Genomic DNA, 23,145 nt, shown 5'->3' with positions numbered 1-23,145 from the left:
TGGCGGCATCTGCCGGTGCAGGCGCCGCCCCTGCGTGCGGCAGCGCTCAGCCCACCGGGTAGGCGAATCCGCTCAAGCCGAGTTCCGCCAGCACCTTGTCCAGGTGCTGGTAGGCCTCCGGCGTAGGGCCGGGGTAATCCCCGGCGATCGCCACGTTGCCCAGGTAGCCGATGTCCTCCATGCCTGCGGGCGTGCAGAAGTAGGCGGCCAGGACCAGGTTGCGCAGCCGCGAGAAGGCGCCGGCGATGCGCTGGAACCGCCTTGGGGTCTGTTCGCCGTAGTAGGCGATGTCGTCGATGATCGCCAGCTGCTGCGCCGTCTCCAGCGCGGTGAACGGCCTGGAGAAGCGCAGCGCAGCTTCGTCGTCGAGCCAGGCGAGCGCGGACAGGATCGTCAGCCGGTCGCGCTGCTGGTCGGGATAGGGCGCGCTCACCCATTCGTCGACCACCGACGGCACCTGCACGGCCGACGCCGAGGGCGACTTGCCTTCCGCCGGCACGATGATGTCCGACAGCAGGGCCAGCAGCGACAGCTGGGCCGGCGTCAGCGTCAGCGGCCAGGGCGTGTCCGGCGGAGTCATCAGGTCCGGATCCTTGCCGTAGCCCTCGGCCGTGATCGGCTGGAGATCCAGCTCCGGCCAATGGCCGGCATCGCCATCTGGCCCAGCCGGCGGCGTCGATGCGGCGGCGGGCAAGGCAGGCAGCATGGCGCTGGCCGCCAGTGCGGCCAGCAGCTTCAGCGACTCGCGCCGGGTCAGCCTGTTCGCATAGGCGGGCTCGACGCCGTCGGTTCCGGCAGGCATGGTCTGGTCCTCGCGTGGTGCCCACATCACAGCGCTCCCGCCTTGAGCTGGTCGCCCAGCCAGGCGCTGTTGCGCATCGCCAGCGTCATGATGGTCAGGGTGCAGTTCTTGTGCGGGTTGGAGGCGAACACGCCGCCGTCCATCACGAACAGGTTGGGACAGTCCCAGGTCTGGCCCCACTGGTTGGTCACCGAGTCCTCGGGCGAATCGCCCATCCGGGTGGTGCCCACCTCGTGGATGATCTCGCCGCCCTTCTTGATCGCGTCTTCGGGCGCAGGCAGCTCGCCCACGGTCGCGCCCATCGTCTCCAGGATGGCCTTGGCGGTCTTCAGGCCGTGCGCGACCTGCTTGAGTTCATGCTCCGACCAGCGCCAGTGGAAACGCGGGACGGGAATGCCCCACTTGTCCGTGACCTGCGGGTCGATATCCATGTAGCAATGCTCGTTCGGCAGCATCTCGCCGCGCAGTGCGAAATGCACGTAGGCGCCGTAATGCGCGCGCACCTGCTGCTTCAGCGCGGGGCCGTAGCCCTGCAGGTCGCCGCTCACGTACGCCCCGGGTTCGCCGAAGCGCCCGCCGAGTTCGAAATGGTAGCCGCGCGGGAAATCCAGTTCGCCCCTGGCCTGGGCCTCGTGCCCCCACCACGGAATGAACAGGTGGTTGGCGGTGTGGCCGTCCTCGTTGTAGCGCGGCCGGTCCATCAGCGCCGGGACGAGCGCCGACAGGCCGGCGCCGGTGGAGTCCATCAGGTTGCGGCCGACCTGGCCGCTGGAGTTGGCCAGGCCATCGGGGTGGCGGGCGGTCTTGGAGTTGAGCAGGATGCGCGCCGACTCGCAGGCGCTCGCGGCCAGCACCACCACCTTCGCGTCCAGCCGCCGTTCGGTGCCCGTCTTCTTGTCGATATAGGTCACGCCCGTGACCTGGCCGCCGGCATCCGTGGCCACGGTCCTGACCATGGCGTCGGTGACGATCCGCAGGCGGCCGGTCGCCTGCGCCATCGGCAGCAGCGAGGTGGTGGTCTGGAACGCGGCGCCGATCGAGCAGCCGTAGCCGCAGGGCGTGGCCCAGAAGCAGGGCGCGCGCTCGTCCAGCGGCCGGGTCAGCACGGCCCGGTGCATCGGCACCGCGGCGATGCCGTGCTTCTTCGCCGCGGCGGCGATCAGCAGTTCGGGGATTCGCGGCATCGGGGGCGGTTGCAGCACGCCTTCCGCGGATGGCGGCATGTCGTCCAGGCCGGTGTTGGTGCCGCAGACGCCGATCAGTGCCTCGGTCCTGTCGTACCAGGGCGCGATGTCGCCGTACTCGAAGGGCCAGTCGGCGCCAAGGCCATCGCGGCTCTTGCCCTTGAAGTCGTGCTCGCTGAAGCGCAGCGAATAGCGGCCCCAGTGGTTGGTGCGACCGCCCAGCATGCGGGCCCGCCACCACAGGAATTCGGTGCCTTCGGCGGTGGTGTAGGGCTCGTCCGGCACCTCCCAGCCACCATGGACGGTGGAGTCGTAGAAACCGAAGTCCTTGTCCGGCGTGGACGCGCCCATCAAGGGCGCGTCGGCATTGGGCCGGAACATCGGCGTTTCCGTCCGCGGATCGTAGTGGCGGCCGGCTTCCAGCATCAGCACCTTGTGGCCCTGGCGGGTCAATTCGTACGCGGCCATGGCGCCACCGGCGCCGGAGCCGACGACCAGCACGTCGTGGGCGAAATCGTTCATCGCTTCAGTTCTTTGATCTTGAGGTTCTTGAACCACACCACGTCGCCGTGGTCCTGCAGGCCGATATGGCCGCTCTCGTTGGCGGCGAAGCCGGCCCAGCCGGCGAACTTGCTGGCGGCCACCAGCCGCTTCCACTCGGCGCCGTGGATCTCCACCGATGCCGTCTGCACGCCGTTCTGCCAGATCGTCAGCCGGCCCTGGTCGAGCAGGATGCGCACCCGGTTCCACTCGCCCGCGATCCTGTGCGAGGCCGCGGGCGAGGCGATCATGTCGTAGAGCGAACCGGACAGATGGGTGTCGAGCTTGTTGTCGGGATGGCGCTCGTTGTCCAGGATCTGGATTTCAGGCGCGTGCGAGTAGATGTGCTCGCCGGTTTCGTCGGCCAGGACGAAGATCCCGCTGTTGCCGCCTTCGGCGATCTTCCAGTCCAGGCGGAGGTCGAAATCCCGGTACTTGGCCCTGGTCAGGATGTCGCCGCCGCCCGCGCCGGCCAGCTTGATGGCGCCGTCCTCGACGACCCACTTGTCGCTCAGTCCGTCGCCCTTGAAGTTGCGCCACTGCGACAGGTCCTTGCCGTCGAACAGCAACCGCCAGCCGTCGGCCCGTTCCTGGCTGCTCAGCTGGTTGTCGCCGGCGATGCGTTCGCCGAGGAAGGCAGCGCCCGCCTTGACGACGGCGGCGGCATCGCGCGGAAGGTCGTGCTCGACGATGTACCAGGTCACGCCCGCGTCCGCGGCGGCGGGCAGGATGGCATCCCAGTCGAGCACGCCCTGGCCCACGGCGGTGAAGCCCTGTTCGTTTTCGGCCTGGCCCTCCGGCGCGTTGTCCTTGGCGTGGACCGAGTAGACGCGGCCGGGGAACTTGCCGAGGAACGCCGCCGGATCGCGACCGGCGCGCGCCACCCAGGCCAGGTCCAGTTCGACGGCAAGCGCCGGGCCGGCCGCCTCGAACAGCAGCTCCAGGCCCGTCGTGCCCTCGAAGTCGACCAGCTCGAAGTCGTGGTTGTGGTAGGCCAGCCGCATGCCCATCGACTGCAGGCGCGCGGCCAGCGTGCCCAGCTCGCGGCCCAGCGCGCGCCAGCCGTCCGCGTCGGCCGGCCGCTCGTCCTGCTGCAGCCAGGGCACGACGAGCACGCGGTTGCCGATGGCGCGGTGGAATGCCACTACCTCGTCCAGGTTGTCGCGGAGTTCGGGCAGCGACACATGGGCCGCGATCGCCTCGATCCCGTACCGGTCCAGCAGCCGCTTGAGATCGTCCGCCGTGGCGTCCTGCGTCCCGACCGTCTCCACCGCGCGGATGCCCGCGTCGTGGACGATCTTCAGCTGGTCCTCGAGCGAGCCGGCATTGCGCAGCGTGTACATCTGCACGGCGAGGGGGCGGGCGCCGGCATCGCCCTGTTGCGCGAGGGCCGGCAGGGTGGCGAAGAGCGCGAGCGCAGCGGCCGCAAGCCTGCGCAGGGTGGGGATCGTCATGGTGTCCTCCGGAAGTCGGGTGACGGCGGATGGGAATCCACCCCGCGCGTGTCGCGCTGCAGGCGGGCGGAACCGGCGCGGCCGGCGAGGGATCCCGGCGCGCGGCGGAAGATCAGGCGATCGGCGTCCACGCGCGCGACCGGGCCGAAGCGATGACGCGATCGACGATCAGCGCCGAGCGCAGGCCGTCCTCGAAGGTCGGCAGTCCTTCCGGGCGTTCGCGCGCGATCGCCTGGTAGGTGTCGGCGACGAAGGCCTCGAAACAGTTGGCATAGCCCTGCGCATGGCCGGCGGGCAGCACCGACAGCCGCCGCTGCTCGGCGCTGCCGGCGCCCGGCCCGCGCACGAACACTTCCTCGCGCTGGTCCGGATAGCCCATCCACAGCCGCTCGCAGTCCTCCTGGTCGAAGGCCACGCTGGCCTTCGCGCCGTCGATCTCGAACCACAGGCGGTTGCGGCGCCCCGCCGAGACCTGGCTGACCGTGACCGTCGCCAGCGTGCCGTGGCTGGTCCTGAACATGGCGGCGGCCACGTCCTCGCTGGACACCGCCTGGGTGCCGCCGCCGGCCGCGGGCGTGGTGAAGCTCTTGCCGGTGGCCGCGGCGCGCTCGGCGATCACGGTCTCGAACACCGCGCTGACTTCGGCGAAGCGCTCGCCGCCCACCCATTCCACCAGGTCGCACCAGTGCGAGCCGATGTCGGCGAACACGCGCGAGGCGCCGCCCAGGGCGGGATCCACGCGCCAGTTGTTGCTGGCCGGATCCAGCAGCCAGTCCTGCAGGTAGCTGCCGTGGATCAGCCGCAGCGGGCCGATCTCACCGGCGGCCACGCGCGCACGCGCCTCGCGCACCACCGGGTGGTAGCGATAGACGAACGGGACCGTTGCGACCAGCCCGGTCGACGCGGCCAGCGCCGCAAGGGCACGCGCGTCGTCCAGCGTGGTCGCCAGCGGCTTTTCGCAGACCACGTGCTTGCCGGCATCCAGCGCGGCCTGCGCCATCGGCCGGTGCAGATGGTTGGGCGTGCACACGTGCACGACCTGTACCTGCGGATCGGCGATCGCATCCTCGATCCCCCCGTAGGCGCGCGCCACGCCCCAGGACTGCGCCACTTCCTGCGCACGGGCGGGCGAGGACGCGGCGACGCCGCGCACCACCGCGCCCGCCAGCACCGCCGCGCGGCGGTGCACCGCACCGATCATCCCGGTGCCGACGATGGCGACTCCAAGCGTTCCCATCGCGCCGGCCTCAGTGCGCGGAGGCCGCGGCGGGTGCCCCGGCGCGCCCCTCGCGGAACAGCAGCAGGAAGGCCACCAGCACCACGAAGGCGACCCCGGCCGGGAACAGCCAGATCCGCTCCCAGTCCGGACCGGCCTCGGTGGTGTAGTACTCGACCACCGCGCCGGACAGGAAGGTGCCGATCAGCATGCCCACGCCGTAGGTGGCCAGGGTGATGAAGCCCTGCGCGCTGCTGCGGAATTTCTGCCCGGCGTGCGCGTCGGTGTAGATCTGGCCGGTGACGAAGAAGAAGTCGTAGCAGATGCCGTGCAGCACGATGCCGATCACCAGCAGGGCGAAGCCCGCTTCCGCGTCGCCGAAGGCGAACATCACGTAGCGCAGCACCCACGCCGCCATGCCCACCGCCAGCATCACCTTCACCCCCAGCCGCACGAACAGGAACGGCATGGCCAGCATCAGCAGCACTTCCGACACCTGGCCCAGCGACTGCAGCCCGGCCGCGCCGCGCACGCCCACGTCGTTGAGGAAGGGGTTGGTGAAGTTGTAGTAGAACGACAGCGGGATGCAGATCGCGATCGAGGCCAGGAAGAACACCAGGTAGGCGCGCGACTTGAGCAGGTGCAGCGCCGCATCCAGCCCGAGGATCTCGCCCAGCTTCGCACCCCGCTCGCGCGCCAGCGGCGGCGTGTGCGGCAGGGTCAGCGCGTACAGGCCCAGCACCGCCGAAGCGATCGCGGCCATCTTGAAGGTGAAGTCCAGGCGCTGGGTCTGCTCCCAGCCCAGCCAGCCGATCAGCACGCCGGCGACGATCCAGCCGATGCTGCCGGCCACGCGCACCGGGGGGAACTGCTTCTCCGGCGACTGCATGTGCCGCATCGCGATGCTGGTGGCCAGCGCCAGGGTCGGCATGAACAGCAGCATGTAGCCGAACACGAACCCGGAGAACGTATTGAAGCTGGTGGCCGTCGATGCGCCCCACATCAGCGCCGCGCCGCCCAGGTGCAGCAGGGCGAGGATGCGCTGCGCGGCGAAGTAGCGGTCGGCGATCAGCCCGACCAGGAACGGCGCGACGATCGCGCCGACCGACTGGCTGAGGAACGCCGTCGCCACCTGGCTGGCGCTGGCCTGCAGGGGGCCATTGACCAGGTACGTGCCCAGGGTCACGAACCAGGCGCCCCAGATGAAGAACTGCAGGAACATCATCACGCCAAGGCGCGACATCGTGGCCGTCATTGCATCCCCTCCCAGGGTGGTGCCCGCATCAAGCGGTATGGATTCAAAGCCCCAGCATGCCGCGCAGCGCCTTCGGGTCGGCGCCGCCATCGGCAAAGTCGTCGAACGCGCGTTCGGTCACGCGGATCAGGTGCTCGCGGATGAAGGCCGCGCCCTCGCGCGCGCCGTCCTCCGGGTGCTTCAGGCAGCACTCCCACTCCACGACCGCCCATCCGGGAAAATCGTACTGGGCCAGCTTCGAGAAGATCGCCTTGAAGTCGACCTGCCCGTCTCCGAGCGAGCGGAACCGGCCCGGGCGGTCGATCCAGCCCTGGTAGCCGCCATACACGCCGCTGCGCGCGTCGGCGCGGTACTCGGCGTCCTTGGCGTGGAACATGCCGATGCGCGCGTGGTAGCGGTCGATGAAGCCCAGGTAGTCCATCTGCTGCAGCAGCAGGTGGCTGGGGTCGTAGAGGATCTTCGCGCGCGGGTGGTGGTCGACCGCGTCGAGGAAGCGCTCGAAGGTCGCGCCGTCGTGCAGGTCCTCGCCAGGGTGGATCTCGTAGCACAGGTCGACGCCGCAGTCGTCGAAGGCATCGAGGATCGGGCGCCAGCGGCGGCCGAGTTCGGCAAAGGCCTCGTCCACCAGGCCGGGCGGGCGCTGCGGCCAGGGATAGAGGTAGGGCCAGGCCAGGGCGCCGGAGAAGGTGGCGTGGGCCGTGAGCCCCAGGCGCTGGCTGGCCTTGGCGGCCAGCTTGAGCTGGTCCACCGCCCAGGCCTGCCGGGCGGCCGGATTCCCGCGCAGGCGTTCCGGGGCGAAGCCGTCGAACAGGGCGTCGTAGGCCGGGTGCACGGCCACCAGCTGGCCCTGCAGGTGGGTCGACAGTTCGGTAATCCGGATCCCGTGTCCGGCCAGCATGGCGGCCAGGTCGTCGCAATAGGCTTGGCTCTGCGCCGCCTGGGCGAGGTCGAAGATGTGCGGGGTACTGGTCGGTAACTGGACGCCGCGATACCCGAGTCCCGCGGCCCAGCCCGCGAGGGTGTCCAGCCGGTCGAACGGGGCCCGGTCGCCAATGAACTGGGCCAGGAACAGCGCCGGGCCCTGCAGTGTCCGCATGCCGAACCACCCTGATGCAATCGATTGCATCCGATCCTAGCATGCGATGATCGGGGCACGCGTTGTGCACTGCATCGGACGCTTCGGGGACCGGGACATGGCCACCATCTACGACATCGCCAGGCACGTCGGCGTCTCGGCAGGCACCGTGTCGCGCGCGCTCTCGCGCCCGGAGAAGGTCCTGCCGGACACGCGCAGGCGCATCGAGCAGGCCGCCGCCGCGCTGGGCTATGTGCCCAACGCGTCGGCGCGGACGCTCAAGACCCAGCGCTGCGGCAAGATCCTGATCACGGTGCCGGATATCGGCAACCCGTTCTTCGCACGGATCCTCAAGGGCGCGGAGGAAGCCGCGCAGGCGGCGGGCTACGCGGTCCTGCTCGGCGATACCGAGCACCAGGCCGAGCGGGAGGAGCGCTACGCGCAGATGCTGCCGCGCAACCAGGCCGACGGCATGATCGTGCTCGGCCACCGCCTGCCGCCGACGGCGCGGGAGATCGTCCGCCAGCTCGGCGCCAAGGCACCCGTGGTCAATGGCTGCGAGTTCGATCCGACCCTGGGCATTCCCAGCGTCCACATCGACAACGCGGCCGCGGCGCGTGCGGCGATGGCGCATCTGTACGCGCTGGGGCATGCCAGGATCGCGGTGGTCGGCGGTCCGCCCGACAACCCGCTGCATCGCCAGCGCTTGGAAGGCGCCCGGGCGGCGGCGCTGGCGTACGGCCGGCTGGACTCGCTGGTTCCGGTGCCGGGGGATTTCTCGGTGGAATCGGGCTACCAGGCCGCGAGGCGCGTGCTGGGCGAACACGCCGCGCCGACCGCCGCATTCTGCTTCAGCGACCAGATGGCGCTGGGGGTGCTCGCCGCCTGCAGGGACCTGGGCATCCGCGTGCCGGAGGACTTCTCGGTGGTCGGCTTCGACGACCTGGCCTCCTCGCGCTACCTGAGCCCGCCGCTGACGACGATCAGCCAGCCCATGCACGAGATCGGCGTCCGCGCGGCCAGGCTGTTGCTCGCGATCCTGCGCGCCGAGGACGTCCCCCGCCAGCAGACCCTGGACTTCAGCCTGATGCTCCGGGGATCGACCGCACCGCCGCCAGGGCGCGCCTGACGGCCCGGGAGGGGTCGCGCTCGCCCAAGGGCGACGGCCGCGGGACGGCCGGTGGCGGGCCGAGGGTCGGCGACACCGGCCGCCGCTGGGAAGCAGCGGTGCGGCCATGGGCCCCACGGAACCGGAACGGGCGCGGCTCCCCGGCTAAAATGGGGGATTCCCCGCAAGCGCCGAGCCAGCCGTGAGCCACGCCCCCACCACCATCAAGCAGGACGACCTGGTCCAGTCGATCGCCGACGCCCTCCAGTACATCAGCTACTACCACCCGGTCGACTACATCCGCAATCTCGCCGCCGCCTACGAGCGCGAGGAGTCCCCGGCGGCCAAGGACGCGATGGCGCAGATCCTGATCAACTCGCGCATGTGCGCCGAAGGCCACCGCCCGATCTGCCAGGACACCGGCATCGTCACCGTGTTCCTGGAAGTGGGCATGGACGTGCGCTGGGAGGGCTTCACCGGCTCGCTCGAGGACGCCGTCAACGAGGGCGTGCGCCGCGCCTACAACCACCCGGACAACAAGCTGCGCGCCTCGGTGCTGGCCGATCCGGCCGGCAAGCGCCAGAACACGAAGGACAACACCCCGGCCGTGGTCAACATGAAGATCGTCGCCGGCGACAAGGTGGACGTGATCGTCGCGGCCAAGGGCGGCGGCTCGGAGGCCAAGAGCAAGTTCGCCATGCTCAACCCATCCGATTCGATCGTCGACTGGGTGCTCAAGACCGTGCCGACCATGGGCGCGGGCTGGTGCCCGCCGGGCATGCTCGGCATCGGCATCGGCGGCACCGCCGAGAAGGCGATGCTGCTGGCGAAGGAATCGCTGATGGAGCCGATCGACATCCAGGACCTGATCGCCCGCGGCCCGTCCAACCGCGCCGAGGAACTGCGCCTGGAGCTGTACGAGAAGGTCAACGCGCTCGGCATCGGTGCCCAAGGGCTGGGCGGCCTGACCACGGTGCTCGACATCAAGGTCAAGGACTATCCGACCCACGCGGCCAACCTGCCGGTGGCGATGATCCCCAACTGCGCCGCCACCCGCCATGCGCACTTCACCCTCGACGGCAGCGGCCCGGTTGCGCTGGACCCGCCCTCGCTCGAGGACTGGCCGACGCTGACCTACAACCCGCAGAACGCGCGCCGCGTCGATCTCGACACGATCACCCGCGAGGAAGTCGCCACCTTCAAACCGGGCGAGGTGCTGCTGCTCAACGGCAGGATGCTCACCGGCCGCGACGCCGCGCACAAGCGCATGGTCGACATGCTCAACAGGGGCGAGCCACTGCCGGTCGACCTCAACGGCCGCTTCATCTACTACGTCGGCCCGGTCGACCCTGTGCGCGACGAGGTGGTCGGCCCGGCGGGCCCGACCACGGCCACGCGCATGGACAAGTTCACCGAGCAGGTGCTGGCGCAGACCGGACTGCTGGGCATGATCGGCAAGGCCGAGCGCGGCCCGGCGGCGCGCGAGGCGATCGCCAAGCACAAGTCGGTCTACCTGATGGCGGTCGGCGGCTCGGCCTATCTGGTGTCGAAGGCGATCCGTGCGTCGAAGGTCGTCGGCTTCGCCGACCTGGGCATGGAGGCGATCTACGAGTTCGAGGTCAAGGACATGCCGGTGACCGTCGCGGTCGATTCCACCGGCGAGTCGGTGCACCAGACCGGGCCGAAGCAGTGGCAGGCGCGGATCGGCAAGATCCCGGTGGTCGAGATCGCCTGACGCGCTCGAGCGGAGCCGGCCAGGCGCCGGCTTCGCGCCGCCCCCGCGGGCGGCTCCAGCGTGCGGCGAGTCCTGCGGCAGGCCATACTCGGGCTTCCCGTCCGCAGGGCAGTCCCGCATGAGCGTCATCCTTTACGGTTCCCCGAGCACGGCATCGCTGGTGGTGCACTGGCTGCTGATCGAGCTCGGGATTGCACACGACCTGCGCATGCTCGATTTCGACCGGCGCGAGCAGAAAGCGCCCGACTATCTGGGACTCAACCCGCAGGGCCGGGTGCCGACCCTGGTGATCGACGGCCAGGTGCTGACCGAGTCGGCTGCGATCGCCATGCACCTGGCCGACCTGCATCCCGAAGCCGGACTCGCGCCGGCGGTGGGCACGCCCGAACGCGCGGCCTGGTACCGCTGGATGCTGTTCTGCGCCTATACCCTGATGCCGGCCTACCGGCGCTGGTTCTACCCGCACGAACCGGCGGGCGAGGACCAGATCGCGCAGGTGCAGGCGCGCGCGCTGGCCGAGATCGAGGCCGCCTGGGAGCAGGTGGACGCGCACCTGGCGCACAACGGCCCCTACCTGCTCGGCGACCGCCGCAGCGCCGCGGACTTCGTGCTGACCATGCTGATGCGCTGGTCGCGCAACATGCCGCGGCCCAGCGACAGCTGGCCGGCACTGGCCGAACACGCGCGGCGGATGAAGGCGCTGCCGTCGTTCGCCGAGGTCTATCGCCGCGAGGGGCTCACCGACTGGACCTGACCGCCACGGCCGCGTCGCGCAGGTAGCGGCTCGGTCGACGCGGTCCCTCGTCGCGTCGCCCGCGGCTGCGCCGCCGGCCGCTACACCTGCGAACGCAGCGGGCGGACCAGTTTCTCGGCTATCTTCTGCCGCAGCGGCCGGCGCTTCCAGGTGTCCAGGTCGTACTGGCGGGCCTGCTCGAGGTCGCGCTCGAAGGCCCCGGTCATGCGCGCGGCGAAGTCGCGGTCGTAGACGTTGAGGCTGGCCTCGTCGTTGAGCCGGTACGAGCGGATGTCGAAGTTGGTCGAGCCCACCGACACCAGTTCGCCATCCACCACCAGCAGCTTGACGTGGATCATCGTCGGCCGGTACTCGTGGATCTCGACGCCGCCGGCCAGCAGTTCGCCCCACGAGGCCTTGGACGCGTGGCGCACCGTCTCCGAATCGATGTGCTCGCCAGGAAGCAGGACGCGCACGCGCACGCCGCGCTTGCGCGCGGCCAGCAGGGCCTGGGCGATCAGCGGATCGGGCACGAAGTAGGCCGCGCACAGGTCGATGCTGGTGCAGGCCGCGGCGATCGCGGTCAGGTACATCAGGTGCATGCTCTCGCTGCCGCCGGCGGGCGAGGCGATGAACAGGTGCGCATCCATGTCGCCGGCCGGCTCGAGCGCGGGAAAGTAGTCCTCGCCGTTGAGCAGCTCGCCGGTGGTCTTGATCCAGTTGTCGTTGAATGCCGCCTGCATCTGCGCCACCACCGGGCCTTCGACGCGGAAGTGGGTCTCGCGCCAGTGCTCGGGATCCTGCGCATGGCCGGTCCACTGGTCGGCGATGCCGACGCCGCCAGTGAAGCCGATGCGTCCATCCACCACCAGCAACTTGCGGTGGGTGCGGTTGTTCAGGCGGCTGATGTTGTACCAGCGCAGCGGACGGTAGCGTTCGACCCGCACCCCACCGTCCTGCATCGTCTCCAGCAGCTCGTCGTCCATCTTCAGGCTACCGGCCCAGTCCACCACCAGGTGCACGCGCACGCCCGCCCGGGCGCGCTCGCACAGCGCGTCGGCGAGCTTGCGGCCGATGTCGCCCGACCAGTAGATGTAGGTCTCCATGGTGATGTTCTGGCGGGCGGCGCGGATGGCCTCCAGCATCGCCGGAAAGATCTCGTCGCCGTTGTGCAAGGGCTCGACGCGGTTGCCGTGCAGGATCCCGGGTCCGAGCAGTACCGACATCTCGCGCCGGAACTGCGGGTCGCACACGCCGTGGCGGTGTTCGACCTTGCGCTCGATCTTCTTCTCGGGCGTGGAGAAGTTCATCGCCAGCGCTGCCGCCACGATGGTCGCCACGATCGTCAGTGCGATGGTCCAGCCCATGTCGGGTTCCCGTGTATGCCGCGAGTGGGAGTCAGTCGGCGACCCGCGGCGCGAACCATTCCTGCAGCGAGATGCCGAGGCCCACGTAGGTCGCCTTGTGGTTGTAGTCGATCAGGCTCTCGCCATAGCCGTGGAAGACCTGCAGGCGACCGCGCATCGGCAGCGACTCGTGGATCGGAAAGCCCCAGTCGAATTGCACCGCACCGTGCGAACGGTCGCCGCCGCGCAGGGAGTGGCGCGCCATGAGCGAGAATTCGTTGCGCCCGCGCACGTGCGTGAGGGTGAGGTCGCCGCGGCCGACGTAGTCCTCGATGCCCGGGTTGTCGTCGTCGTCTCCGTCGCTGATGCGGATCCAGGGACGCAGCATCAGCGCCCAGTTGTCCCGGTCCAGACCGATGTTGAACATGATCCGGTTCCAGCTGCGCGAGAGCGGGTCGCCGCGGCCGTTGGACTGGTGGTTGATCCCGACCGCGGCCATGCGCCCGTTCCAGCCGCCGAGGCTGTAGCCGTTGCGGAACACCAGCAGCACCTCCGGCTCGTAGTTGGTCTCGCGGAACGGACGCGACTGCTCCGCGTTGTACACCTGCCAGCGCGAGCTCTGGGTATAGCCCAGCCAGATGTCGCCGTTGTCGCCGAACAGGTTCTCCACCGCCTTGGTCTTGAAGCTGAGCTGGAACTTCGTTTCCAGCGCGTCGAGTCCCTGCGGCGTGGTGACCGTGTTGTCCGGATTGGGCGAGGCGGGCGTGTCGTTGACGTCAGAAGTCCAGAACACCGGCATCAGGTAGACCGGCTTGTAGACGCGGAAGTTGAACAGGCCCAGCTTGGAGTCGCGCGCCAGCTCCCAGCGGCTGTCGAGCAGGGAACCGCGGCCGACGTTGGCCAGTGCCGATTCGTCCGGCTCCTCGTGCGCGAACAGGTTTCGGGCCCCGCGCTCGTCGCGCGCCTTGGCGGCGTCCAGCGCCGCCCGTGCGCGCTCCGCAGCGCCGTCGGCCTGCAGCGGGTCGGGCGCGGCGCGGCCGGCCAGCGCGTCGTAGCAGGCGAGGCGGGCCGCGTCGACCTCGAGCGCCGCGCAGGCCTCCAGGGTGGTCGGCGTCTGCGCCAGGCAGGGGGCTGTGGCCGCGGCCAGAAGGGCCAGGGCGGCGTTACGGGATGCGCGAGGGGTCATGGATTGCCGGTGGGAGGTTCGAGGAGGTTGGTGTCGGCAGCGGCCTCCTGCTGGGCCTGCGCCAGCTGGCGGTCGATGTCGCGGTTGACCGAGGTGTCGGCGATCGCACCGTTGACCGGTTCGACCTGCGCGGAAGGCGCATCGTCGACCGCCGTGCGCACGTTGAGGATGTGGTAGGTGGTGCGCGGCGCTTCGATGCCGGCCTCGGCGAAGGCGGCCTTGACCCGGCGGATGGCCTCGCTGCGCACCTTGCCCAGGTCGCTGCTGCGCTGGTCCACCCAGCCGAAAAAGCGCAGCACGATGCCGCCCGGTCCGTACTCGTGCACCGTCCAGGACGGGCCCGGATCCTGCAGCAGGCCGTCGATGCCGCAGATCTGTTCCAGCGCCAGCGACTGCGCGCTGCGGATCGACTGGGCCAGGTCGATCGGGATGGTGAAGTCGAAACGACGGTTCGGATTGCGCGAGTAGTTGAGGATGATCGCCTTGAACACCAGCGCGTTGGGCAGGCGCAGCTCGTTGCCTTCCATGGTCATCAGCACCGTGGTGCGCGAATGCAGGGCCACCACCTTGCCCTCGTTGCCGTCGATTACCACGTGGTGGCCGGGGGCGAAGGGCTGGCGCAGGCTCAGCAGGATACCGGCCACGTAGTTCTCGGCGATGTCCTTGAACGCGAAGCCCAGCACCAGGCCGACCACGCCGGCCGAGCCCAGCACCGCGGTGACCAGCGCGGTGGCGTTGAGCAGGTTGAGCGCGACCACCACGCCGAACAGCACGATCACCGCGCGCACCACGTTGCGGATCAGCCCGTTCATGTACGGGTTGTCGGTGCGCAGCCGGAGCAGGTGCAGGCGGCGCGAGACGAAGCCGGCGAGCCAGGCCGCGAAGGCGACGATCAACACCGCCACGGCCAGCAGCGGCAGCCATGCGATGAAGGCGGTCAGGCCGGCCGAGAGCTTGTCGAAGGCGAAGTCGAAGCGGCCGCGCAGGTCGGTCTCGGGCGGCGGCAGGGGCTGGGCGAGGTCCGTCGCGGTCGCGCCCCCGGCAGCGGGCTCGTTCGCGGTCGGCGCTGCGGGCGGCGCCTCCTGCATGGCCAGCGCGGGCGCGGCCGCCAGCAGCAGAATCGACAGCAGGAGGGCGAACGCGCGCACGGGGCGCCACGACGGTGCGGGCATGGGGGAGGGGCGTCGGAAAAGCGGCAGTCTAGCCATGCGATGGGAAGGCGGCGTCAATCGGCCCACCAGGCCAGGGCGAAGACGCCGACCATGGCGAAGGCCAGGGTCAGCTTGAGCACGATGCCGACGAAGATCCCGAACCAGGTGCCGATGCCGACGCGCGTGGCGTGGCCGAGGTGGCGGTGCGCGATGCCGCGCCGGTCGATCAGTTCGCCGGCCACCGCGCCCAAGAACGGCCCGGCGAACACGCCGACCAGGCCGAACAGCAGCCCGACCACGGTCCCGACCAACGCCCCGATCATCGCCAGTCGGCTGGCGCCCACCCGTCGGGCGCCCGCGGCGGACGCGAGGAAATCGACGCCGATCGAGACCATGGTGAGGACGGCCAGCACCAGCAGGGTCCAGCCGCCGATCTGCTGGAAGTCGCCGGCCCATGCCGCCAGCAGCATGCCGGCAAACACCAGGGGCAGGCCGGGAATCGCGGGCAGGACCGTTCCGGCGATCCCGACCAGGACCAGCAGCACCGCCAGCGCGTAATAGAGCGATTGGGTATCCATGGAAGCTCCCGTGGCGGCGCAAGCCGCCCCGGCATTCTGGCAAAAAAAGAGGGCCACCCCTCGGGGTGGCCCTCGATGCGGACCGGACGCGACGCCGCGCCATGCGACGTCGGCCCGGATACCTGGATCAATAGGCCCAGGCGCGTCCGTTCTGCACGCGTACGTACGAACCTTCGCGGATGCCGTCGAGGTCGGCCTGGTGCAGCGCGACGGTGCGGCCGTCGTCCATGCGGACGTGGACCGTATAGCCGCTGCGGTTGCCTTCGACGCGGTTCTGGATGGCGTTGCCGGCGATGGCGCCGCCAGCGGCGCCCGCGGCGGTGGCGACATTGCGGCGGCCCTGGCTGTCGGTGTTCTTGCGGGCCAGTTCCTTGGCGGCGACGGCACCGACGATGCCGCCCAGCACCGGTCCGGCGATGTTGGTGCCGGTATCGCGCGAGGCAGCCTGGATCGAGACGACGGTGCCGCAGTCGTAGCAGCGGCCCGACGGCGGGGCGGGGGAGGTCGTGCCATAGCCCGAACCGTAGCCGGGCGAGGTGCTGGCGCAGCCGGCCAGGGCCAGCGTGGCGACGGCGGCGACACAGGTCATGCGGATGTTCATCGGTGACTCCTGGTTTCCGGGGGGCCGGGCCGCGCGTGGCGGCACGGTCGGATACTGGAAGCGCAGCGGTGAACATCGCGGCAACATCGACGTCGCCGAGGCACCGGTGGGCGCGCCGGTGCAGTCGCGGTTCAGCCGCGCGGATCGCGCGGCGTGGACGTCAGCGGAAGTCCTGATGGCAGGCCTTGCAGGCCTCGCCGATCCTGGCGGAGGTCTGCTGCACGCCCTCGCAGCCGACCGCCGGCGCGCCGAGCGCCGCGTCCAGGGTGCCGCGGAACTGCGCCGCATGCTGGACGAAGCGCTGGTCGTCGCGCAGGTCCGGGAAAGCGCGTTCGAAATCGTTGCCCAGGCTGCGCAAGGACTGCAGGTGCGGCAGCGTGTCGGTGGGGCTGCAGCGGTTGGCGCCGGCGTTGTCGCGCATCTGCGCGGTCTGCGCCGCGAGCACGTGCATCAACGCCTCGGGATAGTGGTCGCGCCAGGTCTTGCGCGCCTCCAGGGTGCGCAACAGCATGACCAGCGCCACCACGCCGATGACCAGCCCGAGCAGGAACATGAAGAAATAGCGCGCAGCGGCGGACGGCGGCTTGCGCTCGGGGCGGGTTCCTGGAGGCGTTGCGGACATGGCGTCTGGAGAGGTGTGGACCGGGCGGCGACGATACCACGCGGCCCGCGCGTTTAAACTTGGCGCCATGGACGACACGGTGTGGAACGAGCGGTTCGCGGGCATCGACCGGCTGTACGGGCGCGGCGCGGTCGAGCGCCTGCGCGGCCGGCGCGTGGCCGTCGTCGGGCTGGGCGGCGTGGGGTCCTGGGTCGCCGAGGCGCTGGCGCGCAGTGCGATCGGGCACCTGAGCCTGGTCGATGCCGACGACCTGTGCCTGTCCAACACCAACCGCCAGCTGCCCGCGCTGGCGGGCGCCTACGGCCGCAACAAGGCCGAGGCGATGGCCGAGCGATGCCGCGCGATCAGTCCCGCGATTTCGCTCGACGTGGTGCCGATGTTCCTCACCCCCGCCAACCTGGGCGAACTGCTCGACCAGGGCTTCGACCTGGTGGTGGATGCCTGCGACAGCTTCCGCAGCAAGGTCGAGCTGATCGCCTGGTGCCGGCGACGCAAGCTGCCGGTGGTCACCGTCGGCGCTGCAGGCGGGCGCACCGACCCGACCCAGGTACGCGTGCGCGACCTCTCGCGCACCGAGCACGACGCGATGCTGGCGCTGATCCGCAAGAAGCTGCGCAGCGAGTTCAACTTCCCCAAGAACCGCGACCGTTATTTTGGCGTGCCGGCGATCTACTCGCTGGAGAACGTCAAGTATCCGCAGCCGGACGGCAGCGTCTGCGGCCTGCGGCCTGCGGCCGGTCCGGATGCCGCGCTCAAGCTCGACTGCGGGGTCGGCCTTGGCGCGGCCACCCATATCACCGGCGCTTTCGCCTTCGCCGCGGTGGGCAAGGCATTGGAGATCCTGCTCAAGCCGGGCACGGCCTGAGCCGCTTCGGCGGCCGTGGTCAGGCCGCGGGCAGGGCGAACAGCCGGCGCGCGTTCGCGGTGGTCGCAGCGGCGATCTCCGCCGGGTCGGCGTCGCGCAGGCGCGCGACCGTGTCCAGCACGTTGACCAGCCGCGCCGGCTCGTTGCGCTGGCCGCGATGGTCCGCGTCGGGCTGGTCCGGCGCGTCGGTTTCCAGCAGCAGGAACTCCAGCGGCATCGACGTGGCCAGCCGGCGCAGGCGCCGGGCGCGCTCATAGGTGAGCGGACCGCCGAGACCGACGAGGAAACCCAGCTTCCACAGCTGGCGCGCCTGCTCCTCGCTGCCCGAAAAGCTGTGCACCACCCCGCGCAGCGCGCCGCCGCCGATGCGGCGCAGGGTGGCGATGACGGCATCCACCGCCCGCCTCGCATGCACGATCACCGGCAGCCCGAAGTCCCGGGCCAGGCACAGCTGGCCCTCGAACCAGGCCTGCTGCGCATCGCGATCCAGGTCCTCGACGAAGTAGTCGAGGCCGCACTCGCCGACGGCGACCGGGCGTTCGCGCTCCAGCCACTCGCGCAGGCTGGCGAGATCGCCGTCGCGATGCTGGTCGAGGAACACCGGGTGCAGGCCATAGGCCGGGTACAGACCCGGCGCGGACCGGCAGGTCTCGCGCAGGCCGGGCCAGGCCTGCGCGTGGGTGGCCGGCACGACCTGCTGGCGCACGCCGGCTGCGCGCGCGGCCTCGACGACGGCGGCGCGGTCGGCATCGAACTCGCCGGCGTCCAGATGGCAATGGCTGTCGACGAGCTGCATGGCCCGGCCCGTCAGCGGCGCCGCGCCCGGCCTTGGACCGGCGACTCGACGCCGTGCTTGCGACTCTTCCAGTTGGCCAGCAGCAGGGTGCCGAGGCCCAGCACGATCTCGTCGATGAAAGGGATCGGATCGAACGGCCACAGCACGCTGATCGCGAACGCCGTCGCGGTGAGCTTGAACAGGGCGGGATAACGCAGGCCGCGCGCCCAGTTGAGCAGCGGCAGCAGGAGGGGATTGGCCATGGTGGCACCCGTGGTTCGGAACCGGCGACGCTTAAACGCTAGCACGGGGCCGGATGTGACGGAGTTCATGGCGCCGTCAGATTCGCGGGACGTTTCCGGGCCCTGTTCAGCTTCGAGGTGCTGCAATCTGTCCCGCACATGCAGCGGGCGTGGACCCCGAAGGAGACCCCGAATGAAGAGCAATACTCTCGCCATCGCCCTGGCCGCCCTGCTGGTGGGCGGCGTCGCCATCGGCGCCTACCACAACAGCCGCGATGCCGACCCGTCGGCGCCCGGCGCGGAGGCCGCGGCGGACAAGCTGGAATACGCCGACGTGATCGACGTGGTGCCGGTCACCGAAAAGGAAGAGCTGTTCGCCACCGTGATCGGTTCCGAACCGGTGCGCGAGACGACCACCTCGACCTCGCCGCGCGAAGTCTGCCAGGACGTCGTGGTGCAGGAGCGCCTGCCCGAGCGCGACGGCAACAAGGGCGGCGCGATCGCCGGCGCCGTGATCGGTGGCCTGGTGGGCAATCAGGTCGGCAGCGGCAACGGCCGCAAGCTGGCCACGGTAGCGGGTGCGGTGGGCGGCGGTTTCGCCGGCCGCGAGATCGACCGCCGCCACGTGGGTGGCCGGGTCGTGGAGCGCGTCGACCGCCAGTGCCGCACGGTCCAGGACAGCTCGCAGAGTTCCAGGGTCGTGGCCTACAACGTCACCTATCGCAATCCGGACGGCACCACCGGCACGATGCGCACCGGCGACAAGCCGGGCGACCGCATCTCGCTGGGCACCGAGGACCGGACCGTCGCCTACGACGTGACCTATCGTTACGACGGTCGCAACGACACCATCCGCCTCCTTGAGGACCCGGGCGATCGTCTGCCGGTGATCGACGGCGAGGTGATGGCGCGCGTAGCCCGCGCCGGCGGCGCCGACCGCAGCCTGGCGGGGGACAACCTCCAGTAATCGGCCCGCCACTGCCGGGCCCCTGACACGAACGCCGCGACCCGAGGGTCGCGGCGTTCCGCTTTCTGCGGTGGGCGAAACGGCCTATTCGGCCGCCTGCAGCCGCTGCATGTCGGCCTCGGCGGCGATGTAGCCGAACGCGGGCCAGCCCTGGCCTTCGAGAATCCTGGCCAGCACGGCCTTCGCCTTCTCCGTTTCGCCGTTCACCAGGTAGTAGTTGGCGACGCCGTAGCCCTGGGTGGCGATGTCGGTGGTGTCGTTAGACTCGGGGCTGAGCAGCGTGTCCGCGCTCTCCAGGCCCTTGTACATCAGCAGCCGGCGGTGGTAGCTGTCGTTCTCCAGGATGTCCATCTGCGGCGTGACCTTCTCCAGCAGGGCCGCCGCTTCGTCCTTGCGGCCCAGCCGCATCAGCGACATCCACATCCAGTCGGTGACGGCGACGATCGAGTCGTCGTTGTCGGCGGCCGAGGTCTTGAGCAGTTCCTGGTAGGCATCGAGCGCCTGCGCGTAGTTGCCCTGCAGGTAATGCGCGAGTCCCAGGTGGTACCAGATGTTGTAGGCCAGGGTGGTGCGCGGGATCCCGGCCGGATTGGGCGCGCCGTCGGGTTCGATCTCGTCCGGCTTGCCGGCGATCAGCTGCGCGGCCTTCTCAAAGTCGGCCTGCGCACGCGGGAAGTCGCGCACCGTGATGTAGCGGTGGCCGCGATGGCGGTAGATCCGCGCATCGTCCGGCCAGCGCGCGACGCCCTCGTCGAGGACGGCGATCGCCTCGTTGAAGCGCCACAGGTAGCCGAGGCGGCGCGCGACCCAGATCAGCGCGTCCGGATCGTCCGGGTTGGCGGCCTGGTTGGCGCGGGCTTCGGCCAGGTCGGCTTCCAGTTGCGCCTGGCGCGGCAGGGAGGCAGGCGCCGTCAGCTGCTGCCCGGACAGCGAGGTCACGGTGTTGTCGGCGGCTGGCGCGGCGGCCGGGGCTTCGGCGGCGTCCGCCGTGGGCGGAGCGGGGCTGTCGCTGCTGCAGGCGCAGAGCGCGGCGATGGTGGAGGCGAGGAGCAGCTTGCGGAACATGGTCTCTCCGTGGCCGGTGGATCGGGGCTGCAATGGACCGGCCCTGGTTGGCCCGTCCGCCCTGCAGGGCGGTGTCATCGTAGTGCCTGCCGGGCCGGGAAACCGGGACCGGCGGCAGCGCCGCCACCGCTGGTCTCCGGCGGGCGCATCCGGGCCCTCGGTTATCATGTCGCGATCCGACGGAGGACTTCGATGGCCCTGCAATCCCACGACCTGTACGACGTGCGCTCCCTGCTCAGCGACGAAGAGCGCGCCGTCCAGGACAGCGTTGCCCGCTTCACCGACGAACGCGTGCTGCCGATCATCGGCGCCTGCTTCGACGAGGGCCGTTTCCCGACCGAACTGATTCCCGAGATCGCCGGCCTCGGCCTGCTCGGCGCGACCCTGCCGGCGCAGTACGGCGGCGCCGAGCTCAACTACGTCAGCTACGGCTTGATCTGCCAGGAGCTCGAGCGCGGCGATTCGGGCCTGCGCAGCTTCGCCAGCGTGCAGTCCTCGCTGTGCATGTATCCGATCTACGCCTACGGCACCGAGGAGCAGCGCATGCGCTGGCTGCCGGACATGGCCGCGGGCAAGGTCATCGGCTGCTTCGGCCTGACCGAACCGCACGGTGGTTCCGATCCGGCCAACATGAAGACCCATGCGCGCCGCGACGGCGACGACTGGGTGATCAACGGTTCCAAGATGTGGATCACCAACGGCAACCTCGCCGACATCGCCATCGTCTGGGCGCAGACCGACGAGGGCATCCAGGGCTTCGTGGTCGAGAAGGATTTCGCCGGTTTCAAGGCGCAGGTGGTCAAGCACAAGATGAGCCTGCGCGCCTCGGTGACCAGCGCGCTGTTCTTCGACAACGTGCGCGTGCCCGAGGCCAACCGGCTGCCCAACGTCAAGGGCCTCAAGGGGCCGCTGGGCTGCCTGACCCAGGCGCGCTACGGCATCACCTGGGGTCCGATCGGAGCGGCCATCGCCTGCTTGGACGAGACCCTGGCCTATTCGAAGGAGCGGATCCTGTTCGGCCGTCCGGTGGCCGCCACCCAGAGCGCGCAGATCAAGATGGCCGACTGGGCCCGGCGCATCACCTCCGCGCAGCTGCTGAGCCTGCAGCTCGGCCGCCTCAAGGATGCCGGCAGGATGCAGCCCACCCAGGTCTCGCTGGCCAAGTGGAACAACTGCCGCATGGCGATCGACATCGCGCGCGAGGCGCGCGACCTGCTCGGCGGCGCCGGCATCACCACCGAGCACTGCCCGATCCGCCATGCGCTCAACCTCGAGTCGGTGATCACCTACGAGGGTACCGAGACCGTGCACCAGCTGGTGGTCGGCCGCGAACTCACCGGCATCAACGCGTTCTGATCCATCCAGCGCCCCGCGCCCGCGGGGCGGTTCCCAGGCGAAGGGGTGGCACGCCGTGGCCGATTCCGGTCCAGTGATCGAAACCGAGCGTCTCCTGCTGCGCCTGCCGCGGCTGGATGACTTCGAGCGCTACGCCGAACTGTTCGCGGACGAGGAGGCGAGCCGCCATATCGGCGGCCAGCTGGTGCGCGGGGCGGCCTGGCGGCGTTTCCTGCAGATGCCCGGTGCCTGGGCGCTGCAGGGCTTCGCGATGTTTTCGGTCGTGGAGAAGTCGACCGGACTGTGGCTGGGACAGATGGGGCCGTGGCGGCCCGATGGCTGGCCGGGCAACGAGATCGGTTATGCCTTCCATCCGCAGGCCTGGGGTCGCGGCTATGCGCTCGAATCGGCGGTGGCGGCCATCGACTGGGCCTTCGACACGCTGGGCTGGGACGACATCGTCCACTGCATCTCGCCCGCCAACCTGGCCTCGAAGAAGGTGGCGCAGCGCCTCGGCTCGCGCCTGCTGCGCCAGGGCCGGATCCTGCCGGCGCCAGCCGAAGAGGTGGAGGTCGAGATGTGGGGGCAGTCGCGCGGCGAGTGGCGCGCGCACCGGGACCGCGTCGCATGACCACCATCCACGGCTATTCGCCCTCCGGCAACTGCCACAAGCTGCGCCTGCTGCTGGAGCAGCTGGGCCGGCCCTACCGCTGGATCGAGACCGACAGCAGTCGCGGCGAGACGCGGACGCCGCAGTACCTGGCGCTCAACCCCAACGGCAAGGTGCCGATGCTGGTGCGCGAGGACGGCGGCGTGCTGGTCGAATCCAATGCCATTCTGTACTACCTGGCCGAAGGCAGTGCTTTCCTGTCGGACGATCCCTGGATGCGCGCGCAGGCGCTGTCGTGGATGTTCTTCGAGCAGTACAGCCATGAACCTTTCATCGCGGTAGGGCGCTTCATCTGCGGCTGGACGCCGCTCGACTCGCCCCGCCGGGTCGAACTGCCGTGGCTGCGCGAGCGCGGCCACCAGGCGCTGGCGGTGATGGAGCGCCACCTCGCCGCGCACGAGTGGTTCAGCGGCCCCCGGTACGGCGTCGCCGACATCGCGCTGTACGCCTACACCGGCGTGGCCGAAGACGGCGGGTTCGACCTCGCTCCCTATCCCGCGCTGCGCGCCTGGCTGGGACGGGTGCGCGCCACGCCCGGTTTCCTGCCGATGCCGCCTCCCGCGCCCGAGAACGCCGCGCTGATCGCGGCATCGCGCTGACCCACTCCGACACGCCGGCGCCGCGCCGCCCGTACTGCGAA

General features: G+C 70.1%; 23 protein-coding genes and 1 pseudogene. 8 read left to right on the top strand and 16 right to left on the bottom strand.

Going from position 1 to position 23,145, the window contains the following annotated elements; translation table 11 throughout:
• Positions 1-46 precede the first annotated feature (46 nt).
• The 7 genes and pseudogenes from ACFQ2D_RS04020 to ACFQ2D_RS03990 form a co-directional block, all read right to left on the bottom strand.
• Positions 47-829 carry a gluconate 2-dehydrogenase subunit 3 family protein gene (locus tag ACFQ2D_RS04020; RefSeq protein WP_386795528.1) on the bottom strand — a complete coding sequence of 261 codons (783 nt, stop codon included), beginning with the start codon at positions 827-829 and terminating at the stop codon, positions 47-49.
• Complete coding sequence (locus ACFQ2D_RS04015) at positions 829-2,508, bottom strand: GMC family oxidoreductase (protein WP_280940771.1); 1,680 nt, start codon at positions 2,506-2,508, stop codon at positions 829-831. The genes ACFQ2D_RS04020 and ACFQ2D_RS04015 overlap by 1 nt, the downstream gene beginning before the upstream one ends.
• Entirely contained in the window at positions 2,505-3,095 is a 591-nt protein-coding gene (locus tag ACFQ2D_RS04010) for a 3-keto-disaccharide hydrolase (RefSeq protein ID WP_280940963.1), read from the bottom strand. Before ACFQ2D_RS04010 ends, ACFQ2D_RS04015 begins: the two co-directional genes overlap by 4 nt.
• Before the next feature lie 48 nt (positions 3,096-3,143).
• Positions 3,144-3,974, bottom strand: a pseudogene (locus tag ACFQ2D_RS04005) (sugar phosphate isomerase/epimerase family protein); the annotation flags it as partial.
• Positions 3,975-4,092: 118 nt separating this feature from the next.
• Positions 4,093-5,217 carry a Gfo/Idh/MocA family protein gene (locus ACFQ2D_RS04000; protein WP_280940772.1) on the bottom strand — a complete coding sequence of 375 codons (1,125 nt, stop codon included), beginning with the start codon at positions 5,215-5,217 and terminating at the stop codon, positions 4,093-4,095.
• Between the two features lie 10 nt (positions 5,218-5,227).
• Positions 5,228-6,451: a nucleoside permease gene (locus tag ACFQ2D_RS03995; RefSeq protein ID WP_280940773.1), complete on the bottom strand. Its 1,224-nt coding sequence runs from the start codon at positions 6,449-6,451 to the stop codon at positions 5,228-5,230.
• A gap of 43 nt (positions 6,452-6,494) precedes the next feature.
• Complete coding sequence (locus tag ACFQ2D_RS03990) at positions 6,495-7,547, bottom strand: sugar phosphate isomerase/epimerase family protein (RefSeq protein WP_280940774.1); 1,053 nt, start codon at positions 7,545-7,547, stop codon at positions 6,495-6,497.
• Positions 7,548-7,644: 97 nt separating this feature from the next.
• Between ACFQ2D_RS03990 and ACFQ2D_RS03985 the strand changes: the two genes are divergently transcribed.
• The 3 genes from ACFQ2D_RS03985 to ACFQ2D_RS03975 all read left to right on the top strand — a co-directional run bounded on the left by ACFQ2D_RS03985 (position 7,645) and on the right by ACFQ2D_RS03975 (position 11,123).
• On the top strand, positions 7,645-8,655 hold the full coding sequence (locus ACFQ2D_RS03985) for a LacI family DNA-binding transcriptional regulator (RefSeq protein ID WP_280940775.1): 1,011 nt from the start codon (positions 7,645-7,647) through the stop codon (positions 8,653-8,655).
• Positions 8,656-8,836: 181 nt separating this feature from the next.
• Positions 8,837-10,369, top strand: coding sequence for a fumarate hydratase (locus ACFQ2D_RS03980; protein WP_280940776.1), 1,533 nt, complete (start codon positions 8,837-8,839; stop codon positions 10,367-10,369).
• Between the two features lie 118 nt (positions 10,370-10,487).
• Positions 10,488-11,123, top strand: coding sequence for a glutathione S-transferase family protein (locus ACFQ2D_RS03975; protein ID WP_280940777.1), 636 nt, complete (start codon positions 10,488-10,490; stop codon positions 11,121-11,123).
• 80 nt (positions 11,124-11,203) lie between these two features.
• On the opposite strand, the gene ACFQ2D_RS03970 is transcribed toward ACFQ2D_RS03975, so the two are convergent.
• From ACFQ2D_RS03970 to ACFQ2D_RS03945, 6 genes are all read right to left on the bottom strand, one after another.
• Positions 11,204-12,469, bottom strand: coding sequence for a phospholipase D-like domain-containing protein (locus tag ACFQ2D_RS03970; protein WP_280940778.1), 1,266 nt, complete (start codon positions 12,467-12,469; stop codon positions 11,204-11,206).
• Positions 12,470-12,500: 31 nt separating this feature from the next.
• Positions 12,501-13,634: a phospholipase A gene (locus ACFQ2D_RS03965; protein WP_280940779.1), complete on the bottom strand. Its 1,134-nt coding sequence runs from the start codon at positions 13,632-13,634 to the stop codon at positions 12,501-12,503.
• Positions 13,631-14,806, bottom strand: coding sequence for a mechanosensitive ion channel family protein (locus ACFQ2D_RS03960; RefSeq protein WP_280940780.1), 1,176 nt, complete (start codon positions 14,804-14,806; stop codon positions 13,631-13,633). Before ACFQ2D_RS03960 ends, ACFQ2D_RS03965 begins: the two co-directional genes overlap by 4 nt.
• A 53-nt stretch (positions 14,807-14,859) precedes the next feature.
• Positions 14,860-15,363 (bottom strand): DUF456 domain-containing protein, encoded by a 504-nt coding sequence (locus ACFQ2D_RS03955; protein ID WP_280940781.1) that lies wholly within the window; start codon positions 15,361-15,363, stop codon positions 14,860-14,862.
• A gap of 127 nt (positions 15,364-15,490) precedes the next feature.
• On the bottom strand, positions 15,491-15,964 hold the full coding sequence (locus ACFQ2D_RS03950; RefSeq protein ID WP_280940782.1) for a peptidoglycan-associated outer membrane lipoprotein precursor: 474 nt from the start codon (positions 15,962-15,964) through the stop codon (positions 15,491-15,493).
• A gap of 160 nt (positions 15,965-16,124) precedes the next feature.
• Positions 16,125-16,586, bottom strand: a complete 462-nt coding sequence (locus ACFQ2D_RS03945) for a hypothetical protein (RefSeq protein WP_280940783.1) — start codon at positions 16,584-16,586, stop codon at positions 16,125-16,127.
• Between the two features lie 67 nt (positions 16,587-16,653).
• Here ACFQ2D_RS03945 and ACFQ2D_RS03940 point away from each other — a divergent pair, with 67 nt between their 5' ends.
• Positions 16,654-17,451 carry a tRNA threonylcarbamoyladenosine dehydratase gene (locus tag ACFQ2D_RS03940; protein WP_280940784.1) on the top strand — a complete coding sequence of 266 codons (798 nt, stop codon included), beginning with the start codon at positions 16,654-16,656 and terminating at the stop codon, positions 17,449-17,451.
• 19 nt (positions 17,452-17,470) lie between these two features.
• Here the strand turns inward: ACFQ2D_RS03940 and ACFQ2D_RS03935 are convergent, their stop codons facing one another.
• Positions 17,471-18,247 carry a TatD family hydrolase gene (locus ACFQ2D_RS03935; RefSeq protein ID WP_280940785.1) on the bottom strand — a complete coding sequence of 259 codons (777 nt, stop codon included), beginning with the start codon at positions 18,245-18,247 and terminating at the stop codon, positions 17,471-17,473.
• A gap of 11 nt (positions 18,248-18,258) precedes the next feature.
• Complete coding sequence (locus ACFQ2D_RS03930; RefSeq protein ID WP_280940786.1) at positions 18,259-18,489, bottom strand: DUF6116 family protein; 231 nt, start codon at positions 18,487-18,489, stop codon at positions 18,259-18,261.
• A 172-nt stretch (positions 18,490-18,661) separates the two neighbouring features.
• On the opposite strand from ACFQ2D_RS03930, the gene ACFQ2D_RS03925 reads away from it, so the two are divergent.
• A complete protein-coding gene (locus tag ACFQ2D_RS03925) occupies positions 18,662-19,435 on the top strand; it encodes a glycine zipper 2TM domain-containing protein (RefSeq protein ID WP_280940787.1) in 774 nt (257 codons plus the stop codon).
• Between the two features lie 84 nt (positions 19,436-19,519).
• Here the strand turns inward: ACFQ2D_RS03925 and ACFQ2D_RS03920 are convergent, their stop codons facing one another.
• Positions 19,520-20,500: a tetratricopeptide repeat protein gene (locus ACFQ2D_RS03920; RefSeq protein WP_280940788.1), complete on the bottom strand. Its 981-nt coding sequence runs from the start codon at positions 20,498-20,500 to the stop codon at positions 19,520-19,522.
• Positions 20,501-20,692: 192 nt separating this feature from the next.
• Between ACFQ2D_RS03920 and ACFQ2D_RS03915 the strand changes: the two genes are divergently transcribed.
• The 3 genes from ACFQ2D_RS03915 to ACFQ2D_RS03905 are packed head-to-tail and all read left to right on the top strand — an operon-like array spanning position 20,693 to position 23,104.
• Positions 20,693-21,856, top strand: a complete 1,164-nt coding sequence (locus ACFQ2D_RS03915) for an acyl-CoA dehydrogenase family protein (RefSeq protein WP_280940789.1) — start codon at positions 20,693-20,695, stop codon at positions 21,854-21,856.
• A 55-nt stretch (positions 21,857-21,911) separates the two neighbouring features.
• Positions 21,912-22,466: a GNAT family N-acetyltransferase gene (locus ACFQ2D_RS03910; protein ID WP_386795527.1), complete on the top strand. Its 555-nt coding sequence runs from the start codon at positions 21,912-21,914 to the stop codon at positions 22,464-22,466.
• On the top strand, positions 22,463-23,104 hold the full coding sequence (locus ACFQ2D_RS03905) for a glutathione S-transferase family protein (RefSeq protein WP_280940791.1): 642 nt from the start codon (positions 22,463-22,465) through the stop codon (positions 23,102-23,104). Before ACFQ2D_RS03910 ends, ACFQ2D_RS03905 begins: the two co-directional genes overlap by 4 nt.
• Positions 23,105-23,145 lie beyond the last annotated feature (41 nt).

This window comes from Luteimonas composti, assembly GCF_042678665.1.
GTDB classification, from domain to species: Bacteria; Pseudomonadota; Gammaproteobacteria; order Xanthomonadales; family Xanthomonadaceae; genus Luteimonas; species Luteimonas composti.
The sequence above is the reverse complement of the archived record's forward strand: the minus strand, read 5'-3'. Positions and strand labels throughout refer to the sequence as shown.